Source organism: Streptomyces sp. NPDC020807 (assembly GCF_040641575.1).
In the GTDB taxonomy this organism is placed as follows: Bacteria; Actinomycetota; Actinomycetes; order Streptomycetales; family Streptomycetaceae; genus Streptomyces.
The window spans coordinates 86696-107055 of sequence record NZ_JBFADU010000014.1 but is presented as its reverse complement, the minus strand read 5'-3'; the positions used below and the strand labels follow the sequence as shown (position 1 = coordinate 107055).

The 20360-nt window shown below is 73.7% G+C and carries 16 protein-coding genes; 6 read left to right on the top strand and 10 right to left on the bottom strand.

Features of this window, described 5'->3' with window-relative positions; translation table 11 throughout:
• Positions 1–89: 89 nt before the first annotated feature.
• A complete protein-coding gene (locus AB0G79_RS21095) occupies positions 90–749 on the top strand; it encodes a helix-turn-helix domain-containing protein (RefSeq protein WP_360808568.1) in 660 nt (219 codons plus the stop codon).
• Here AB0G79_RS21095 and AB0G79_RS21090 read toward each other — a convergent pair.
• Positions 728–2266 carry a hypothetical protein gene (locus AB0G79_RS21090; protein ID WP_360808566.1) on the bottom strand — a complete coding sequence of 513 codons (1539 nt, stop codon included), beginning with the start codon at positions 2264–2266 and terminating at the stop codon, positions 728–730. The genes AB0G79_RS21095 and AB0G79_RS21090 overlap by 22 nt on opposite strands.
• Positions 2267–2444: 178 nt before the next feature.
• Here AB0G79_RS21090 and AB0G79_RS21085 point away from each other — a divergent pair, with 178 nt between their 5' ends.
• A complete protein-coding gene (locus AB0G79_RS21085) occupies positions 2445–3092 on the top strand; it encodes a DUF305 domain-containing protein (protein WP_360808564.1) in 648 nt (215 codons plus the stop codon).
• Here AB0G79_RS21085 and AB0G79_RS21080 read toward each other — a convergent pair.
• On the bottom strand, positions 3070–3435 hold the full coding sequence (locus AB0G79_RS21080; RefSeq protein ID WP_360808562.1) for a helix-turn-helix transcriptional regulator: 366 nt from the start codon (positions 3433–3435) through the stop codon (positions 3070–3072). The genes AB0G79_RS21085 and AB0G79_RS21080 overlap by 23 nt on opposite strands.
• 150 nt (positions 3436–3585) lie before the next feature.
• Between AB0G79_RS21080 and AB0G79_RS21075 the strand changes: the two genes are divergently transcribed.
• Together AB0G79_RS21075 and AB0G79_RS21070 are read left to right on the top strand one after the other, a co-directional pair.
• Positions 3586–4665 (top strand): NADH:flavin oxidoreductase/NADH oxidase, encoded by a 1080-nt coding sequence (locus tag AB0G79_RS21075; RefSeq protein WP_360808560.1) that lies wholly within the window; start codon positions 3586–3588, stop codon positions 4663–4665.
• A 122-nt stretch (positions 4666–4787) separates the two neighbouring features.
• Complete coding sequence (locus AB0G79_RS21070) at positions 4788–5870, top strand: exo-alpha-sialidase (RefSeq protein ID WP_360808558.1); 1083 nt, start codon at positions 4788–4790, stop codon at positions 5868–5870.
• 40 nt (positions 5871–5910) lie between these two features.
• Here AB0G79_RS21070 and AB0G79_RS21065 read toward each other — a convergent pair whose 3' ends face one another.
• Complete coding sequence (locus AB0G79_RS21065) at positions 5911–6588, bottom strand: uracil-DNA glycosylase (RefSeq protein ID WP_360808556.1); 678 nt, start codon at positions 6586–6588, stop codon at positions 5911–5913.
• A gap of 81 nt (positions 6589–6669) precedes the next feature.
• Between AB0G79_RS21065 and AB0G79_RS21060 the strand changes: the two genes are divergently transcribed.
• On the top strand, positions 6670–7683 hold the full coding sequence (locus AB0G79_RS21060) for a BadF/BadG/BcrA/BcrD ATPase family protein (RefSeq protein ID WP_360808554.1): 1014 nt from the start codon (positions 6670–6672) through the stop codon (positions 7681–7683).
• A 133-nt stretch (positions 7684–7816) separates the two neighbouring features.
• On the top strand, positions 7817–8734 hold the full coding sequence (locus AB0G79_RS21055; protein WP_360808552.1) for a hypothetical protein: 918 nt from the start codon (positions 7817–7819) through the stop codon (positions 8732–8734).
• Positions 8735–8802: 68 nt separating this feature from the next.
• Here the strand turns inward: AB0G79_RS21055 and AB0G79_RS21050 are convergent, their stop codons facing one another.
• The 7 genes from AB0G79_RS21050 to AB0G79_RS21020 form a co-directional block, all read right to left on the bottom strand.
• Positions 8803–9897: a lactonase family protein gene (locus tag AB0G79_RS21050; protein ID WP_360808550.1), complete on the bottom strand. Its 1095-nt coding sequence runs from the start codon at positions 9895–9897 to the stop codon at positions 8803–8805.
• 89 nt (positions 9898–9986) lie between these two features.
• Positions 9987–11543: an FUSC family protein gene (locus AB0G79_RS21045; RefSeq protein WP_360808548.1), complete on the bottom strand. Its 1557-nt coding sequence runs from the start codon at positions 11541–11543 to the stop codon at positions 9987–9989.
• A 227-nt stretch (positions 11544–11770) separates the two neighbouring features.
• A complete protein-coding gene (locus AB0G79_RS21040; RefSeq protein WP_360808546.1) occupies positions 11771–12571 on the bottom strand; it encodes a hypothetical protein in 801 nt (266 codons plus the stop codon).
• Between the two features lie 172 nt (positions 12572–12743).
• Entirely contained in the window at positions 12744–13484 is a 741-nt protein-coding gene (locus AB0G79_RS21035) for a DsbA family protein (protein WP_360808544.1), read from the bottom strand.
• Positions 13481–17290 carry a multicopper oxidase domain-containing protein gene (locus tag AB0G79_RS21030; RefSeq protein ID WP_360808542.1) on the bottom strand — a complete coding sequence of 1270 codons (3810 nt, stop codon included), beginning with the start codon at positions 17288–17290 and terminating at the stop codon, positions 13481–13483. Before AB0G79_RS21030 ends, AB0G79_RS21035 begins: the two co-directional genes overlap by 4 nt.
• Positions 17291–17363: 73 nt before the next feature.
• Positions 17364–18665 (bottom strand): methyltransferase domain-containing protein, encoded by a 1302-nt coding sequence (locus AB0G79_RS21025; protein WP_360808540.1) that lies wholly within the window; start codon positions 18663–18665, stop codon positions 17364–17366.
• The gene (locus AB0G79_RS21020) at positions 18662–20359 is read right to left on the bottom strand and encodes a dihydrodipicolinate synthase family protein (RefSeq protein WP_360808538.1); all 1698 of its coding nucleotides are present in this window, start codon (positions 20357–20359) and stop codon (positions 18662–18664) included. Before AB0G79_RS21020 ends, AB0G79_RS21025 begins: the two co-directional genes overlap by 4 nt.
• Position 20360 lies beyond the last annotated feature (1 nt).

Genomic DNA, 20360 nt, shown 5'->3' with positions numbered 1-20360 from the left:
GACGGCGGCCCCGCCGGCCTGCCACGAGGGCGCGCCGACGGGATGCGCTGAGTATATTGGCCGCGAGCCAGTCAACGCAGGAGTCCAGGATGTCCCCGCGTAGCCCATCGGTCAATGAAGAGCTGCGGCGCAGGTCGCGCGAGCGGATTCTGGTCGCGACGGTGGAGCTCGTCTCGGCGCGCGGATACGAGGCCACGACGCTCGGCGACATCGCGGAGCGGGCGGGTTCGGCGCGCGGCCTGATCTCGTACTACTTCCCGGGGAAGCGCCAGCTGCTCCAGGCCGCGGTGCACCGGCTCATGCACCTGACCCTCGACGAGGCGCTGGAGCGCGAGCCGCGCACGGAGGACGGGCGCGAGCGGATGGCCCGGGCGATCGACGCGGTGCTGGGTCTGGCGGTGGACCGGCCGACTCTGATGCGGACCCACATGGCGGGAATCCTCCAGGCCGACGGGTTCGTGCAGTGCCAGGAGCAGCAGCGCCTCGCGTTCCTGCTGCGGGACACGGTGGTCCGGTACGGCTCCGACGACGTGGACACGGACTACCCGCTGCTGCGCGCCCTGCTCATGGGCGCGGTGGTGGCGGTGCTGCTGCCGGGGGCTCCGATGCCGATGGCGCGGCTGCGGTGGGAGCTGTTCCAGCGGTACGGGCTCGACTGGGAGATGGGCGCGCCGCCGGACGGTGGTCCGCCCGACGGCGCTTCGGTGGTGCGGGTGAGGGAGCCCGGTCAGTCGGCGAGCTCGAAGTAGTCCGGCTGGGTCTGGACGTTGAGCTGGTCGAGTCGGACGGCCCGCGCGGGGTCGGTGCGCGGGTCGGAGAGCTTCAGGACGTCGAAGCCCTTGGCGATGTCGTTGGAGTAGATCAGGCCGTTGTAGTAGTACGCGGACCAGGAGCCGCCGGTGAGGCTGGCGGTGGTGGAGAGCGGGCCGCGCTCGAAGTAGCCGATCTCCTTGGGGGCGGAGGAGTCGGTGAAGTCCCAGACGGAGATGCCGCCCTGGTACCAGGCCTGGACCATGAGGTCCTTGCCCTTGACCGGGATCAGCGAGCCGTTGTGGGCGACGCAGTTCTCGGTGTCGGCCTGGTGGCGCGGGATCTTGAAGTAGCTGCGGAAGACGAGCTTGCGCCGGTCGCCCTTGCCGACGATGTCGTAGATGCCGTTGGCGCCCCGGTTCGGGCCGACCTCGGCGTTGCAGGTGGCACCGCTGCCACCGCCGAGCTCGTCGGTGAAGACGACCTTGTTCGCCTTCTGGTTGAAGGTCGCGGAGTGCCAGAACGCGAAGTTGACGTTGTCCTGGACCCGGTCGATGACCTTCGGGCGCTCGGGGTCGGCGATGTCGAAGAGGATGCCGTCACCCATGCAGGCGCCGGCGGCCAGCTTCTTGTTGGGCAGCACGGTGATGTCGTGGCAGCCCGTGGTCTTGGAGACGCCGGGGTTGGTGGGACCGCCGGGGTTGCCGCCGCCGTCGGGGCCGTCGCCCGGGAAGAGGACGGGGAAGCTGACGACCGCGGCCTGCTCGGGGGCGTTGCGCGGGACCTTGATGACCGAGATGCCGTCGTGCGGGGGCTGGCAGTCGGGGAAGGCCGCGTTGGGCGAGTACGAGGAGACGTACACGTACACGTTCCTGCCCTTGGGCACGAGCGTGTGGGTGTGGGAGCCGCAGGCGGTCTCGACGGCGGCGACGTACCTGGGGTTGGTGACGTCGCTGATGTCGAAGATCTTCACACCCTCCCAGGACTCCTTCACCGTGGCGGGCTGCGACGTGCTGTTGCACGAGTTGTCGCTGCGGGACGCGTCGGTGGAGAGGAAGAGGAGGTTCCCGGAGACCGAGATGTCGTTCTGGCCGCCGGGGCAGAGGACCTGGGCGACGGTCTTCGGCTCCTTCGGGTTGCTGATGTCGAAGATCCGGAAGCCGTCGTAGTTGCCCGCGAAGGCGTACGTGCCCTGGAACGCGAGGTCCGTGTTGAGGCTCTTCAGGGCGTCCTTCGGGATGTTCGCGAGGTGCTCGATGTTCGGCGTGTGGACGATCTCGTCCACACCGGGTATCTCGCCGCTCCGGATCGCGGCACGCGCCTCTGCCTCCTGCTCCGCCGTGACGGCGCCCTGGACCCGGGCGGCGCCCGGGTCGGGGGTGGCGGCCGAGGGCACGGCCGCGAGCAGGGTGGCGAGCAGTCCGGCCGCGGCGGATGCCACACCCAGGCGTCTGATCCGCCCGCGCGGGTGACGCGCCTCGGCGGTCTGCGGCGTTGGGGTACGCAACGAAGTCACACCGTCCTCCCTGGTGTCCGTTCATCTTGAACGGATGCTGGACCCCGGCAGTATGGTCCTTGGCGTGCGCATCTCAATAGATGGCAACACAGATGTAATGAAGGAAGTTGATCGTTCCACCCGGGAAAAGTGCTAGGAACGAACATCCGTCCCGCAAGAACACCTGGAGGTCGCGTTGTTGATCCGCCGTCAGCGAGCCGTCGCCGCCGTGGCCCTCGCCGCCTTCGCCGTACTCGCCCTGGGCGCCTGCGAGTCGGCCTCCGACGACGCGAACCCGCGGGCCGCGGCCTCCGGCGGCGGTTCGGTCGTGGCGCCCGGCAAGCCCGGGGAACCGGCCCGCCGGATATCGCCCGAGGAGGCGGCGCGCCGGCTGCCCGACGAGAAGCCGAACGGCGCGGACTTCCGCTACGTGCAGATGATGATCGTCCACCACCGCCAGGCCCTCACGATGACCGAACTGGCCCCGGAGCGCGCGGGATCGACACCGGTGCGGAAGGTGGCCGAGCGGATCGCGGCCGCGCAGCGGCCCGAGATCGCCGCGATGGAGGCGTGGCTGGAGAACAACGGCGGGCCGCGCGACCAGGGCGCGCACGACCACCACGCGATGCCGGGGATGGCGTCCGAGGGTCAGCTGACGGAGCTGCGGAGGGCGAAGGGCAAAGCCTTCGACGAGCTGTTCCTGAAGCTCATGACGACGCACCACGAGGGCGCCGTGACGATGGCGGTGGAGGTCCTCGGCGAGGGGAACAACATCCTCGTCGAGGAGATGGCGAACGACGTGATCGCCCAGCAGACCGCCGAGATCAACCGGATGCGGTCCCTGTAGCCGACCGGCGGAGCTCCTGGGCGTCGACGGCCGCGAGGACGGCGTCCAGGAGGCCGGGGAAGAGCGCGTTCAGGTCGTCCTCGCGCAGGCCGTTGAGCTTGGCCGTGCCCCGGTAGCCCTGGTGGACGACGCCGGCCTCGCGCAGGACGCGGAAGTGGTGCGTCGTCGTCGACTTCGTCACCGGCAGGTCGAAGTGCGAGCAGCTCAGGGGCTCGCCCTCGCGCGCCAACTCCCGCACGATGCTCAGGCGCACGGCGTCCGAGAGCGCGTGGAGCACCCCTTCGAGCGTGATCTCGTCCCGCGCGGGGTGGTCGAGGGCGCGGGGGCTGGTGGCGGTCGTCATGACGGCGGCTCCACTTCTTCCGGTTGGCCTTCATCGTACGAGACCCGTCGTAGATAGGCTTGTACGAGAACCTTCGTAGTTTGACAGATCTCGTACTACGATGAGTATCGTACGAGTGTCCTTCTTCGAGGCCCCGAAACGGAGTCCGTCATGAGCGTCGCCCTCTTCGAGCCCTACACCCTGCGTTCGCTGACCGTGCCCAACCGGGTCTGGATGGCGCCCATGTGCCAGTACTCGGCCGAGATCACCGGCCCGAACGCGGGCGTGGCGACCGACTGGCACTTCGCCCACTACGGCTCGCGGGCCACCGGCGGCACCGGGCTCATCCTCCTGGAGGCGACCGCCGTCGCACCCGAGGGCCGCATCAGCCCGGCGGACCTCGGACTGTGGAACGACACCCAGAAGGAGGCGCTGCGGCGGATCGCCGGCTTCCTGAAGTCCCACGGCACCGTCCCCGGCATCCAGCTCGCCCACGCGGGGCGCAAGGCGTCCACCAACCGCCCGTGGGAGGGCCGCGGGCCCTACACCGGCGAGGCCTGCTGGACGCCCGTCGCCCCCAGCCCCGTCGAGTTCGACGAGGGCTACCCCGTGCCGACCGAGCTCAGCGTGGAGCGCATCCGGGAGATCACCGGCCAGTTCGCCGACGCGGCCCGCCGCGCGCTCGACGCCGGCTTCGAGGTCGTCGAGGTGCACGGCGCCCACGGCTACCTGATCGGCGAGTTCCTCTCCCCGCACAGCAACCACCGCACCGACGAGTACGGCGGCTCCTTCGAGAACCGCACCCGCCTCGCGCTCGAGGTCGTCGACGCGGTGCGGGCCGTCTGGCCCGAGGACCTCCCCGTCTTCTTCCGGATCTCGGCCACCGACTGGCTGGGCGACGCCGGGTGGACCGGCGACGACACCGTGCGCTTCGCCGCCCTGCTCCGCGAGCACGGCGTCGACCTGCTCGACGTCTCCACCGGCGGCAACGGCGGCCCCGCGCAGATCCCGGCGGCCCCCGGCTTCCAGGTGCCGTTCGCGAGCCGCGTCCGCAACGAGACCGGGCTGCCCGTCGCGGCCGTCGGCCTCATCACCGAGAGCGACCAGGCGGAGAGGATCCTCGCCGACGGCGAGGCCGACGCGGTCCTGATCGGCCGCGAGATGCTCCGCGACGCCTCCTTCGCCCGTCGCGCGGCCCGCGAGCTCGGCGCGGAGACCCACGCCCCGTCCCAGTACGCCTGGGCGATCTGAGGCGCGGCGCTCCCCGCGCGGCGGGAGTGGCGGGAGTTGCGGGAGTGTCCGGGGGCCGTTGTCAGTGGCCGGGTGCAGACTGGCCCGTATCCGTGACAACGGCGTCCTGGAGGTGGCAGACCATGCCCGACGTACTCCTCACCGTAGGCACCCGCAAGGGGCTCTTCCTCGGCCGCAGGCAAGGCGGCCGGTGGGAGTTCGACGATCCGGTCCTGCCCGCGCAGGCGGTCTACTCGGTCGCCATCGACACCCGCGGGCCGACGCCCCGGCTGCTCGCCGGCGGGGACAACGGGCACTTCGGGCCGTCCGTCTTCCACTCCGACGACCTGGGCAGGACCTGGACGGAGCCGCCGCGCCCGGCGGTGAGGTTCCCCGAGGACACCGGGGCCTCCCTGGAGCGCGTCTGGCAGCTGCACCCGGCGCCCGCGCACTCCCCCGGCGTCGTCTTCGCCGGGACGGAACCGGCCGCCCTCTTCCGCTCGGCCGACGGCGGCGAGTCCTTCGAGCTCGTCCGCCCCCTCTGGGAGCACCCGACGCGCTCCCGGTGGGTGCCCGGCGGGGGCGGCGAGGCCGTCCACACGGTCGTCACCGACCCCCGCGACCCCGACGCGCTCATGGTCGCGGTCTCCACCGCCGGGGTCTTCCGCTCCCGGGACGGCGGAGCGGCCTGGGAGCCCTCCAACCACGGTGTCTCGGCGGTCTTCCTGCCCGACCCGAACCCCGAGTTCGGACAGTGCGTCCACAAGATCGCCCAGGACGCGGGCGACCGGGACCGGCTGTACCTCCAGAACCACTGGGGAGTCTTCCGCAGCGACGACGCCGGCCGCACCTGGTCCGACATCGGCGCCGGACTCCCCTCCGACTTCGGCTTCGCCGTCGCCGCCCATCCCCACCGGCCCGACACGGCGTACGTCTTCCCCATCACGGCGGACTCCGACCGCGTCCCGGCCGGCCGGCGCTGCCGCGTCTACCGGACCCGGGACGCCGGGGCCACCTGGGAGCCGCTCACCGAGGGCCTGCCGGAGGGCGCCCACTACGGCACGGTGCTGCGGGACGCGCTGTGCACGGACGACGCCGACCCGGCGGGCGTCTACTTCGGCAACCGCAACGGGGAGGTGTACGGGAGCGAGGACGACGGCGACAGCTGGCGGCTGCTCGCCGAGCACCTGCCGGACGTCCTGTGCGTGCGGGCGGCGGTGGTCTGACGGGCCGGCGGCGATCCGGTCCAAGGCCGCCGCGGGACGGTCAGGGCAGGCGCCAGTCGACGGGCTGCGCGCCCTGCCGCAGGAGGAGTTCGTTGGCGCGGCTGAACGGACGGGAGCCGAAGAAGCCGCGGTCGGCGGACATCGGCGACGGGTGCGCCGACTCGACCGCCGGCAGGTCCCCGAGCAGCGGGCGCGCGTTCCGCGCGTCCCTGCCCCACAGGATGGAGACGAGCGGCTTCCCGCGGGCGGCCAGCGCGCGGATCGCCTGCTCGGTGACCTCCTCCCAGCCCTTGCCCCGGTGGGCGGCGGGCTTGCGCGGGGCCGTGGTGAGCGCCCTGTTGAGGAGGAGGACGCCCTGACGCGTCCAGGGCGTCAGGTCGCCGTTCGAGGGCCTCGGCAGGCCGAGGTCGGTGTGCAGCTCGCGGAAGATGTTCTCCAGGCTGCCCGGCAGGGAGCGGACCTCGGGCGCGACCGAGAAGCTGAGGCCCATCGCCATCCCCGGCGTGGGATAGGGGTCCTGACCCACGATCAGGACCCGCACCTCGTCGAAGGGCTGCTGGAACGCCCGCAGCACGTTCGCCCCGGACGGCAGGTACGTGCGGCCCGCGGCGATCTCCGCGCGCAGGAAGTCGCCCATCCGGGCCACCTGTCCGGCCACGGGCCGCAGGGCCTCCGCCCAGCCGGGCTCCACCAGTTCGTTCAACGGTCGCGCTGTCACGGTCCGTCACTCTACCGGCCTACAGTGACAGCGGACCTGCCCCCGATCCCCCTCCCCCACCCGCTGCGAGGACGGTGCACCGTGAACGAACCCGGCGTGGCCACGCACACCGAGGCCGCCGACGGCCTGGTCGTCGGCGTCGACTCCGGCGGATCGGGGCTGCGGATCGCCCTCGCCGACGCGGCGAGCGGCACCGTGCTCGCCACCGCCGCCTCCCGCGAGCCGGTGCGCACCGGACCCGGCGGGATCTCCGCCGCGCACTTCCTGGAGCAGGTCCTGCCCGCCGTCGACGCCCTCGCGGAGCCGTACCGTTCGCGGCCCCTGCGCGCCGCCGCCGTCGGCGCGGCCGGGATGGCGACGCTCGGGGACGAGCTCCGTGCGGAGCTGCCGGCCGCCCTCGCCGGGGCCTGGGGCGTGCGGCACCTCGCCCTCGCGGCCGACGCCGTCACCGCGTACGCCGGGGCGCTCGGGCAGCGGCCGGGGGCCGTCGTGGCGGGCGGGACCGGGCTCGTCGCCCTCGGGACGGACCTCGGCTCGTGGCGCCGGGCCGACGGCTGGGGCCATCTCCTCGGCGACTGCGGCAGCGGCGCCTGGATCGGCCGGGCGGGCCTGGAGGCGGCCATGCGGGCGTACGACGGCAGGCGCGGCGGCTCGGCGGCGCTGCTCGACCGGGCGGAGAAGCTCCTCGGCCCGGCGGCGGGCCTGCCGGGCGCGCTCTACCCCCGTACCGACCGTCCGGCCGTGCTCGCCTCCTTCGCCCCGGAGGTGGCGGCCTGCGCGCCCGGCGACCCGGTCGCCGCCGGCATCCTCGCGGAGGCGGCCGGGCACGTCGCGGACGCGGCCGCGGCCGTCTGCCCGGCGGAGCCCGGCGCCCCGGTGGCACTGACGGGCGGGCTCTTCAAGATGGGCGAACCCCTCCTCGTCCCGCTGCGGGCGGCGCTCGCGGAGCGCGTCCCGCACGCCCGGACGGTGGAGGCGGCGGGCGATCCGCTGGCCGGTGCGGTGAGCCTCGCGTCGGCGCTCGCGACCGGGGCGCCGGGGCTGCCGCAGGACACCGCCCTGCTGCGCGTGTTCACGTCGCCCGGGGCGCGATAGCCGGCGGCATCCGCCCAGGTGGGAAGCCGTGGACACGACACACCGGGCCGATCACCGGACATAGGGGGACAGACGGCGCGCGATCCCACCTCAGCGAAGAACGTGGTGGGCGAAACCAGTAGCATGCGGCGCCATGAGCACCCCCACTGGGCCCGCTTCCGGCCTGCCTGTACGAATGCCGCGCCCCCGCCAGTCCGGGCGGCACCGTCGCCCCGAGCCCGCGGCGGCGCCCGAGGGCGCTCCCGCACTGGTGCTCGCCGTTCCCGGTGAGCCCTCGGCCGCCATACGCTCCCTGGCCGAGGAGCTCGCGAGCATCGCCCGCTCGGAGCTGCCCGGCCTGGAGGCCGTGATCGGCTTCGTGGACGGCGACGACGCCGATTACCCCTCGCTCTCCGCCGTGCTCACCGCCGCCGAGGCGCTGCGCACCCAGCGGTACGAGATCGCCGTGGCGGCGGGCCGTGAGGTCGCCGCCCCCTCCGGTCCGCCCGCCGTCGTGGTCCCGCTCCTCGCGGGTCCCGACAGCGCGCAGATGCGGCTGATCCGCCAGGCCGTCATGGACAGCGGCAACACCGCCGAGCTGACGGACGTCCTCGGCCCGCACCCGCTGCTCGCCGAGGCGCTGCACGTGCGCCTGTCGGAGGCCGGGCTCGCCCGCGCCGACCGCGCCCGCCTGTTCACGGTCGCCACGGCCGCCGACGGCATCATCCTGGCGACGGTCGGCGGCGAGGAGGCCGTGCAGGCCGCCGGGATCACCGGCATGCTGCTCGCCGCGCGGCTCGCCGTGCCGGTGATGGCCGCCGCGCTCGACCAGGAGGGTTCCATCACCTCCGTCGCCGACCAGCTGCGCGCCGCCGGATCGGTCCAGCTGGCCCTGGCGCCGTACCTGATCGGCCCCGAGCTGGCCGAGAGCCTGCTCGAAGAGGCCTCGAAGGAGGCCGGCTGCGCCGTCGCCGAGCCGCTGGGCGCCTACCCGGCGATCGGCAAGCTGGTGCTCTCGCAGTACACGACCGCGCTGGGCATCCCCCCGCAGCAGAGCGCGCCCTCCGTCTGAGGGGCACGGGAAAGGGCCCGCACCGGACAGCCGGTGCGGGCCCTTTCGCGTACCGAACAGGACCGGACCTAGCGTCGCCCGAAGACGACGCAGGAGGCCGCCGGGGCCTCCACGGAGCCCGCGCGGACCGGGATGCCGGTCTCCCAGTCGATGTCGAACCAGGTGACGTCCCCGGAGCGCTCGTTGGCCGCGTACAGGCGGCGGCCGGTGGGGTCGAGGGCCAGGTCTCGGGGCCAGTGCCCGCCGCAGGGCACGGTGGCGACGTGGGCGGCGCGGGTGCCGTCGGCGTCGAGGGCGAGGACGGCGAGGGTGTCGTCGCCGCGGACGGCGACCCACAGGAAGCGGCCGTCGGGGGCGACGACGACCTCCGAGGGGTAGCGGGGGCCGTCGGGGAGGCCCTCGGGGACGACGGGGAGCTCGCCGACCGGCTCCAGGAAGCCCGTGCCCGCGTCCCAGCGGCAGACGGTGAGCGTGGGCTCCAGTTCGCCCAGGACGTAGGCGTGGCGGCCGTCCGGGTGGAAGGCGAGGTGGCGCGGGCCCGTGCCGGGGCGCAGGGCGGTCTCGCCGTGGACGGTGAGTGCGCCGGTGGCGGGGTCGAGGGCGCAGATCCGTACGGAGTCGGTGCCGAGGTCGACGGAGAGGACCCACCGGCCGGTGGGGTCCGGGAGCACCTGGTGGGCGTGCGGGCCCCCCTGGCGGTCGGCGACGGGTCCGGAGCCCTCGTGGCGCAGGGGCGCCGCGGCGGGGCGGGCGGTGCCGTCCCCGGCCAGCGGCAGGACGGTGACGCTGCCGGAGCTGTAGTTGGCGGCGAGGAGGTGCCCGGCGGCGAGCGCGAGGTGGGTGGGGTCGGCGCCGCCGACCGGGACGGGCGCGCCGAGCGGGCGGGGCGCGGGCCCGGTCACGTCGAAGGCGGCGACGGCGCCGTCCCCCGTCTCGGAGACCGCGTGGAGGACGGCGCCCGCGAGGGCGAGGTAGGAGGGGTTGGCGACGGCGTCGCTGGCGCCCGTGACGGTCAGCGCGCCGGTCCGGCCGTCGACGTCGGCGGCGAGGACGCCGCGTCCCCCCGCCGTGGTGAACGACCCGATGTACGCGCGCAGCGCTCCCCGGCCGTCCGCCGCCCCTGTGCCGTCCGTGCCGGCTGTGCCGCCCCTGGTGCTCGTCATGCGGCAGACGGTAGCAGGTCTAGACCAGGCCCCACGGGGTTGTCCCGGGGTGCCTCCCCCGCGCCGTGTGCGGCGCGCCCGGCCCGCCCTCAGGCCGCCGGGACCAGCGGCTCGCGCGGCGAGGTCCGCAGCGGGGCGGCGAGGTCGACGAGGGCCTGTTCGAGGCTGTGCAGGTGGACCAGGGCGGCCTCGGCGCCGGGGTGGTGGTGCGGGACTCCGGCCGTCGCGCGGGCCGGGTCCGTCACGGGCCGGACCTGGGGTACGAGAGCGTGGACGGCGGACTCGACGCGCCAGGCCGCCGCGGCGAGCCGGGCGTCGTGCGAGGCGTCGGCGTCCCCGGCGACGGCGGCGAGGCCCTTGATCTCGCGGGCGCAGTCGTCGAGCAGCGCGAGGACCCGGCGGGCCCGCGCCTTGCGGGCCCGCAGCGGGCTCAGCGGGTGGACGAGCGGCGCGAGGGTGAGCCGGGCGCGGCCGAGGAGGAGTTCGAGCTCGGCCGCGTGCGGGGCCGGGTCGGCGTGCGGGTCGCCCGCGAGGCGCCGGGCGGCGGCCGTGGTGCAGGTGTGCACGCAGGTGACGGCCCGCTCGATCCAGGCGTTGGTGGCGGCGTGCGTGGTCACCGGCAGCAGGGCGACGCCGATGACCGCGCCCAGGGCGCCGACGGCGGTCTCCTCGAAGCGCAGGACCAGGAGGCCGGGGTGGAGGACGCCGAGGAGCCCGTACAGGAGTCCGGCCATGACGGTCACGAAGAACATCATCCAGCTGTACGAGAGCGGGGCGGTGTAGAAGATCCCGAAGACGCAGGCGGCCACGAGCAGGGCCGTGGGGGCGGGGGCGCCGCCGAGGGGGACGGCGACGAGGAGGCCGGCCGCGATGCCGGTGACCGTCCCGAGGACACGGCGGAAGCCGCGGACGAGGGTTTCGCCGCGCGAGGCGGTGTTGACGAAGATCCACCAGGCGGTGCCGACGGCCCAGTACCAGCGCTCGTGCGAGATCAGCTGCCCGGCGGCGAGGGCGATGCCGCAGGCCACGGTGGCCTGGAAGGCCTGGCGGGTGGTCGGCCGGGCGAGTCCGGTACCGGGGAGCGGGGCGGGTGCGGCCGGCGGCGGGACGCGCCGCTCGATGGGCCAGAGCCCGAAGCGCACGAGCCCGGCCGAGGCCAGGGCGACGCCGGTCGCCGCGAAGAGTTCGGGCAGCTGGGCGGGGAGGGCGTGCAGGAACTGGGTCACGAAGAACTGCATGAACGCGAAGATGCCGAGCGCGTGGCCGCGCGGCCCCCAGCGGCGCGCGTACACCCCGGCGAAGACGACGAGCAGCCAGGCCGCGTCCCGCGCGGGCGGGGCGCCGTGCAGCAGGGTCGCGGCCGCGAGGGCGGGGAAGCCGACCACCGGGAGCAGGGCGGTGGTGACGGCCTGGCGGCGGACGGTCGCGTCGCCGACGGTGAAGAAGGCGAGCAGGGCGGCGAGACCCGCGGTGATGGACGCGACGAGGGAGAGGCCGAGCAGCTCGGCCACGGCGACGGCGAGCGCGATGCCGACGACGGCGCGGGCCGATGTCCGCAACCGGACGCGCCCCGGATCCGGAGCCGTGAAGAACTTCTGCAGCGTGCGCACGGCGGCCAATCCCGCCCCCCTTGTCCTGTCCCTCATCGCGCACGAGGGTCCCCGGGGGTGGTGGGGGCTCGGACACGACGAAAGCACCGCGCACCGTGCCGGCCTCGTCGCCGGACGGCGCTGCGCGGCGCCGAAAACCATGTGTTGGCTACAAGAATAGACGGAAGAGGGGACAGCGGCCCAAACGGCCATGGAATCGCTGGGCCAATGGCCTTCCCGACACCCGGTTCGATGGGCCGGAAGGCGCCATTGGCCCAGGGCGGTCAGACCGCGCGGCGGTTGCCCTCGTCGTCGCAGGGGAGGTCGGCGGCCGTGTGGTGGCGGAGGAAGTCCCGGGTGGCCTGACGCTCGGCCTCGGCGATGGCGGTCGGCTCGACGTTGATGATGCCGCCGAAGGGGCGGTCGACGTCCTTGATGATGCACAGGGCGGTGGTGAGCAGCGCCGTGATCACGACGAGGGTGAGGATCTGGCCCCGGTTGTTCCTGCGCGGCAGGCAGATCCCCAGGGCGGTGACGGTGATGATGAGCGTGGCGAGGAGGAACCACAGGATGGCGCCGGGGATGCTCGCGGTGGCCTGGGTCAGGCGTTCCTCGCGTTCGTCCGAGCGCTTGTTGTCCGCCGAGACGACCATGCCGAAGACGGGCTTTCCCTCCAGTTCCTTGAAGACGCGCCGGAAGTCGGTGGACCACACGTTGGGCGCCGCGGAGCCCTTGCCGTCCGCCATGGCCGGCCACTCCTGGACGCGTACGGCCCTGGCGTAGCAGACGGCGTCCGCCTGGAGCGCCTCGCGCTGGGCGACCGGTCCGTAGTCGGCCGCCTCGACGAGCTGGTCGAGGGCGCGGGCCTCGCCGCGGGAGGCGACCTCGGCCTTGCCGTACGAGCCGTTGGCGGTGACGAGGACGAAGGCGAGCAGGAGGACCGTCAGGGTGAGGAGCGGGCCGACCAGGTCCTTCACGGCCATGCCCGTGTCGTCGTCCTCGCTGAGCAGCCGGGGCCGCAGGTAGCGGTTGGCGGCCAGGCCGGCGAGGAGGGCGAGGGCGGCGACGACGATGATGAGGACCATGGGCGGGCACCTCCGGGGGCGGGGACGGTGGGCTGCCCCGCGCCGGCGGGGCGCACCCATCCCTTCCGCGGCCTCGGCCCGCACGGAACCGACAAAACGATTCCCCACGCTCGAACGGGGGACCGCCGTCCGCCCCGGGAGGAGCGGACGGCGGCCCCCGGACCGGGCCGCCCTAGAGCAGCCCCGCCGCCTGGGTCAGCAGCTTCTCGTAGACCTCGGGCCGGTCCTCGTCGATGACCGGGAACCCGACGCCGAAGTCACCGTTCACCCACCGCGCGCCGATGCCCGGGTTGGCGCTGTCCGTCCCGTCGTACAGGAAGACGTGCGGGCTGCAGTTCACCCGGCCGTCCCGCGCCGACTCGTACTGCGCCATGATCGCCGGACGCGCCGTGCCGCTGTCGAGGACGCCGGCGAGCGCGGCCGCGTCGACGGCCCCCGTCTCCTCCGCGACCTCGAGGATCACGTGGCGCTGGGAGATGCACCGGCCCTGCGCCCAGAACGCGCGCCGCAGGGCCCGGTCGAGCTGCTCACTGGCGTGCCAGCTCTGGGCCTTGGCCGCGTGCACGGCCTCCAGGGCCGGCAGGGTCGTCACCGGGTACGTCCAGTCCGGGCCCTGCCACAGCCGCCAGCCCGCCTCCGGTTCGAGGGCGCCGAGGACCGAGATCTCCGAGTCCACGCCGGGCCGGGCGTTCACCTCCCGGTTGAAGAGTTCGAGCGGGAACGCCCGCAGGTCGAACCACACGCGCCCTTTGAGCCCGAGCCTCCGCCGCGTCTCGTGCAGCCGGTGCACGGCGACGTGCGCGAAGGAGCAGTTGAGGTCGGTGTAGACGGCGATCGTGTCCGGCGCGGCCGGCAGGCGGGGGTCGGACCCCGCCTCCGCCCCGGTCCGGGTCACGCTCGTCGTGTCGGTCATGGTGCCTCCTCGACTCGGATCAGCCCCCACCAGCCCTCACTGACACCCCAGTGGAGGTTTCCGGTGCGGTAGAGATGGTCCCCCGGATGCTGGGCGCGGAACCGCACGGTCCGGGTGCTTCCCGAGGCCAGCGCGCCGAGGGTCGACACGTACCAGCCGAGTCCGGTCTCCGACGCGTCCCACACCTGGCCGTGCACCGTGAAGCCCTGGTTGCGCATCCGGTGCGAGGGGACGGCGAGGTGGACGGCGACCTGGTCGCCGGCGCGGACGGTGAGGAGCGGGGTCGGCGGGTTCGGATCGGAGAGGACCGGGTCCAGCGGGTGCAGGGCGGCGGTCCGGTAGTTGTACGCCTTCTGGCCGGCGTCGTCGGGGCTGTCCGAGAACAGGTCGGTGACCGGCTGGGTCAGGTCCCCGTCGTGGTAGAGCCGCAGGCCGTCCTGGGAGACCAGGACGAGTTCCCTCACCGGCTCGGCGTCTGGCCTGCGGACGACCGCCCGCTCGCCGGTCCACCGCTCGCGGCCCGTCTCCGGGTCGTACGGCGTGGCGTCGGCCTCCTCCACGACGAGGACCCCGACCAGACCCCGGCGCGGGTGCGAGACGACGTCGGCGTGCGAGCGGAGCAGCACCACCCCGGGCTCGGCCGCGTGCCAGCGGTAGGTGCGCGAGGCGCCGGGCTTGACCGTGCTGTCGGCGTTGCGGCCGACGTGGGCGCCGTCGTCGGTGCGCACGTCGTAGTCGAGCAGCGTGGGGTGGAGGGAGACGCGGCCGGAGATCGTCCGGGCCCCGCTGTCCGCCTCGTTCATCAGGCGCGGATCGAGGGGGCTCGCGGGCGGCGGCCCGTCCAGCTCGTTGACGAGGGTGACCTCGACCCACTCCCCCGCCCGGCAGCGCAGCACCAGCGGCCCTTCCTCGGGGCCGCCGTCGCCGTCGGCCGTGAAGACGAGGCCGTACGGGTCGGTGCGCAGCGGGCTGTACGCGATGACCTCGGCGCGGGCCCGGACGGTGTACCGGCGGACCTTGCGGCGGGCGGGTCGCGCGGGGGCGTCGGCGGTGCGGCCGGGGAGCGGCGGCAGGTCGGCCTGGGGGCGGTCGTGCAGCCGGAGCAGGCCCCAGCAGCCGAGCCACAGGTCGTTGGCGGCTCCGAAGGACCACAGGTGGTCGCCGGCGCCGAGGGTCGGGGCGAGGGCGAGCTCCGCCACGTTGGAGATTCCCAGGGTCTGCTGGTTGCGCCAGGCGGTGTCCTCGCGGCCCGCCCATTCGCGCCAGCGGGCGCCGGAGATCGTGAAGCTGTGCTGGAGGTCGTGGGAGCCCTGGAGGACGTGGACCCGCAGGTCCTCGCCGGGGTAGCCGCGCAGGAGCGGGGTGCCGGGGTCGCCGTGGACGGCGCTGGAGAACCAGTGGGCCGGGTCGCCGCCGCGCTCGGAGAGCGGCGCGCTGCGGTAGTTGACGCCCATGGAACCCTGGTCGTCGGGGGCGCCGGGGACCGGCGGCGGGTTGATCGGACCGCCGTGGTCGCCGTGGCCGTGCCTGACCATGGGGACGAAGTCACCGATGGCGAGGACCAGTTCGCGGTGGGCGGTGCCGTCGGCCAGCTTGATGACGGCCTGGGCGCCGCGCCGCAGCTCCTTGCCGTGGTCGTCGGGCGCGACCCAGACGGCGCCCTCGGGCTGCGTCTGGAGCGCGCCGAACAGGCCGTGGCGCTGGCGGTAGTTGGCGAGCAGGTGGTCGTGGAAGAGGACGGTGCCGAAGTCCTCGTCGACGTACCAGCGGTACGTCCAGGAGTTGTACCGGCCGTTGTCCTCGGCGCCCTGGTCGGCGGTGGTGGTCGCGGAGAGGTAGTTCCAGCCCACGGCCGATCCGTCGGAGACGAGTGGGTCGTACTTGACGAGGTGGGTGTGGAGGCCGCACTCGGGCTGGAAGGCCAGCGCCGGGTCGAAGGCGGACTCCTTCTGCGGGCCGGCCGGCAGGGCGTTGGTCAGGGTGAGTTCGAGCACCTCGCCCTTGTTGGCGCGGATGACGAGCGGCTCCAGGGTCCGCTCCCCCTTGGCGAGCTGCCGCTTGAACTCCTCCAGGCCGCCCGCCTCCTCGATCTCCTCGGCGAGGACGTAGAAGTGGGCGTTGTGGTCGTGCCAGGTCGCGGCGTGCTCGTCTGCCGGGTCCCCGTAGTAGTGGAGGGTGCCGTTGGTGACGACGAGGTCGTAGCGGCGTACGGGGGCGTCCGCGGGCGCGATCTTGACGAAGGCCTCGCCGGGCTGCGGGTCGTCCACGAAGGCCGCCGCCTCCAGCGGGGTGGGTTCGCGGCCCATGCCCGGCGGAAGGAGCGGGGTGCGCGGCGGGCGCGGGTTCTTCTGCGGGAAGGTCGCCGACTGGGCGAGGAAGCCGGGGAAGCCGGGTCGCTCGGGCGTCGGGAGCGGCGGGGCCGCGCGGTGCGGCAGCGGCACGAGCCGCTGGACGGGCCGGCCGTCCGGGTAGGCGCCGTCGCCGTCCTGGAGGGTGTCGAAGATCCGGAACATGCCCCACATGCCCATGTGGAAGTGGACGTACATGTGGCAGTGCCATATGGAGTCGCCGACCGCCCCCTGCGTCGAGCCGAGCCCGCCGATCAGTTCCAGGGTCATGGCCTCCTGCGGGCCGATGCTGACGGAGTCGACGATCGGGGCGTTCTCGTCGTCGGCGCGCAGCCGCCACTGGTGGAGGTGTGTGTGGAACACATGGGTGTCGCGCATACCGCCATGGACGAGCCGGATGACCGTGGGGTCGCCCGAGTAGCCGCGCAGGACGGGCGTGGCGGGGTCGCCGAAGAGCCAGGAGCTGTGGTGCACCTCCTCGCCGTGGACGGCGTCCCGCACCGGGTCGATCCGCCCCTCGTCGAGGAGCTGCTGGTAGCGGTGCATCCGCCACTCCATGGGCTCGATGCGGTGGTTCACCGGCAGCATCGCCATGTTGGGCGGGGTGAGGTCGTCGACGGTGTCCGAGGTGCCGGGGACGGCCGCCGGGGCGCCCGTGGCGGAGGGCGGGGCGGGGAGCGGGGCGGTGGGGCGGTAGATCCCGGCCGCGGAGGCGGCCGTCGTGTGCGCCTCCCCGTGACCTCCTCCGTGGCCGCCCCCGTGGCCGTGGCCCGGCATCGGCGGCGGGACCACCGGGTTGTCGTTGCTCGGGTACTCCATCATGAAGATCACGAACTCGCGGAAGCTGCGGTCCGGGAGGTGGACGTCCGCGTACAGGCCGGTCGCGAGCGGCCCGCCGGTCTCCGGGTCCGTCCAGGTGGCCTCGGGCGCCTCCACCACGACGGCGCCGACCATGCCGTGGCTCTGGGACCCCTCGCCGCGGGCGTCGGACATGTCCCCGAAGTGGAAGACGCCCTCGTGCTCGCAGTCCCACTCGTAGACGCGGGTGCCGCCCGGCGGGACGCTGCTGTCCGGGTTGCCGCCCGCCGCGAGGCCGTCCATGGTGCGGACGTCGTACCGGACGCCCTGGACGGTGATGCCGGCCGGCCGCGCGAGCTCGTTGGTCAGCCGGACCCGCAGCCGCTCGCCGCGCCGGACCCGCAGGACCAGCGGGCGGGCGAGCGGGTGGGTGCCCGGGACGAGCTCCGGGTTCTCCAGGTAGCTGGGGAAGGGCGTCGGCCAGGTCGCGGCGACCTCCCGCAGCTCCGGGGCGTCGGACGCCAGGACGTACAGGGCGCCGTTGCGGTCGTGGTCGCCGAACTCGTTGTACGCGATGGGTACGTGGAGGGCGACGACGTCGTACGTACGGACCGGGCGGCCGTCCCCGCGGCGCCCTTCGGACTGTTCCGTGGTGCTCATGTTCGGTGGTACTCCCCCGTGCTCGATGGTCGTGTCGGTGGCCGGCCGGGGCTCCGCCCGGCCGGCCGGCGGGTCATGCCGTGGTGCCGCCCGTGCTGTGGGCGAAGCGGGCCACCACCCGCGAGCCGGAGAGGACCTGCCCCTCCCAGCCGTAGGTCTGGCCGAAGGGGTCGCCGTCGCGACCCCCCTCCCTGCTGAAGGCCAGGGCGATCCGGTCCCCGCGCCGCACCCGCACCGGCCGTTCGACCGGCAGGTAGCAGTGCTTCCAGCTGTCGGACGTGGTGCGTCCCTCGATGTCGTCCCCGGAGATGTCGAGGGCGACGGTCTCGGAGAGCTGGGCGACGAAGTAGCCCTTGAACCCGGTGAAGACGCCGTCGCGCTGGACCGTGTACGCGAGCGGCACCCGGTACGAGGTGGCGGCGCCGGCCCCCGCCGGCACCCCCGGTTCGTACCGCCGGATCAGGCGCGGGGCTGCGAGGTGTCCGGAGACCGGCAGGATCGTGTCGTAGTACAGGGCGAACGGATCCTTGGCGCCGCGGGCGGCGAGCAGGGCCGCGAAGCCCTCGGCCCCTCCCGCGTCCTGGGGCGCCGCACCGGCCAGCTGGGCGTGGGCCGACTCGGCCGCCACCGGGACGAGGAAGCTGTCCACGAGGCCGGGCAGCATCACGCCACCGGGCTTCAGGAACCGCTCGCGGGCGTCGTCGAGGATCGCGGAGAAGTTCTCGTTGTCGGCGAGGTTCCCCATGATCTCCGAGATCACGATGTCGACCCGCTGCGGGAGCTCCAGGTCGAAGGAGAGCCCGGCGAGGGGGTGGAAGCGGTCGGCGAAGCCGGCGTCCGCGAGCCGCTCGGAGGCCGTGGCGAGCACGTCCTCGTTGAGGTCCATCCCGTACACCTCGGCAGCCCCGGCCTCCAGGGCCCAGCGGGCCAGGATGCCGGTCCCCGTACCGAGGTCCAGGACGACGTCCCCGGGCCGGACGGCCTCGGTGACCGCGGTCCTGAAAGCGGTCATGCGCAGCTCGTCACCGAGCATGAGCTCGTGGAACTCGGGCCCCCAGTCGAGCAGTTGCTCCGAGGCCGGCAGCCAGACCTGTTCGGGTCCGTAGTAGCCGGGCCAGACACCCGACCGGTGGACGGTCAACGGGTCGCCGCAGGGGCCGCCGACGGCGGCACCGGTGGCGAGGTCGAAGCTGCTGTGGTGGAGCGGACAACTGATGCGCAGCGTGCGCGGGTTGACGTATCCGTGCACCAGCCTGCCCTTGCGGTGGGGGCAGGAGGCGCCGACGACGAACTCCTGTCCGGCAGCGCGGACGCGCAGCCGGTCGCCGGGGAGCTCTTCGAGTGACGGCTCGGCGGCGGAGCCGTACCCGCTCACGCGGTGGCTCCGACGGGGTGCCCGCCGCCCGCGAGGCTCCTCGCGCGGTCCACGGCGGCGTCGAAGGCGGCGCCGATCAGGCCCGAGACCAGCCGCGCGCCGGTCCACAGCCGCGCCGGGTCGAGGCTTCCGGCCGCCTCGCACTCCTTGATGGCGAGCTGCATCTCCTGCATGTGGAAGGTGTCGATGTGCAGGTGCTCGGTGTAGTAGCGGCCGTGGCGGATGCCGAGCCGCTCGCAGGCGCGCGCCTGCGGGACGAAGGCGTCGGGTATGGACGCCTCCAGATAGGCGAGGCCACCGAGGAAGTACTCGACGTGCGGCGCGCGCTGCGTGAGCCAGTAGAAGACGTTCAGGAAGGCGAAGGTCTCGTCCCCGGTGGTGTCGAGGAACTCCTCCGGCTCCTGCGGCAGTTCGAGTTCGGCGAGGAGCAGCCGGTAGAGCTGGGAGTGCGCCTGCTGGAGGTTCCCGCAGCCGAACTCGTCGATGAGGACCCGCATGACGGCCATCTGGGCCTTGATGGGGAGCCGGGGCACGGCCGGGAAGAAGTTCTGCGCCTCGGTCAGGCCGTCGAGCGCGAACTCGCGGACGACCAGGGCGAATTCCTCGCGGCTCGCCTCGTCGGCGAGGTACGCCCCCGCCGGGCCGCCCTCGCGTTCCTCTGCGAGGAGCCCGTCGAGGAGGTCCTGCCACGCGGCCCGGTCGGGGACCGGGTCGCCGGACGCGTCGAGGGAGGCGACGAGGGGGACGATCCAGTCGCCCTCGATCTCCTCGATCCTGGCCAGCAGCCGGGAGTCCTGGAGCTCCCGGTTGAGACGGAAGAGCTCCCGGTGGCGGGAGCTCCCGGCGGAGGAGTTCCCGGCTGAGGAATTCCCGGCGGAGGGATTCCCGGCGCCTTCGGGGCGATGGACCTGTGCGGCGTCCACCGTCCTGTCGTTCTCCAGGATCCCCCGCTCGTACAGCGCGGTCTTCACCCAGCGGTACCAGTCGTCCTTCTCCAGGCCGTACCGCTCGCACGCGGCGTCGAGCGGGGTCGCCGGGTCGTCGAGACGACCGGCGAACAGGTCGGCGCACAGCTCCGGTTCGACGTTGGCGAGGGCCACGACGTACCCGTCGACGGGTCCGGATTCGAGCAGGAGGTGTTCGAGGCCGGCGAGGACGGCCGCCCCGGGCTCGGCCTCGACCAGCCGCCGGGTGAAGGCGGAGCTGCCCGAGGAGTCCTTGACGCCGACGACGCCGGGCAGTTCGCAGATCCGCAGGAGGGTGTCGAAGTCGGCGGCGTTCCCGGAGACCTCGGTGCCGTGGTAGACGATCACGGGCAGTCCGCCGTCGGCGGAGAGCCGCGCGAAGTGCTCGTAGATCTCGTCCTGGGTGACGTCGGGGCCGTACGGGCTGGTGGCGACCAGCGCGTGGGCGCCGAGCTCCACCGCGACCCGAGCGCGTTCCAGTACCTGTTCGGTGGTGGGGCGCAGGACGCCGGCGAGGACGGGGAGGCCGTCGGCGTGCGTGACGGTGGCGCGGAGCATCGCCTCCCACTGGGCGTCGGTGAGCAGGCGGCCCTCTCCTGTACTGAGGTTGGGCAGCAGGCCGTCGACGTGGGGGCGGAGGGTGTCGAGCAGTCCGGCGACCGCCCTCTCGGAGACCTCTCCGGTCTCCGAGAAGGGGGTCACCAGGGCCGCGATCACTCCCTGGTTCATC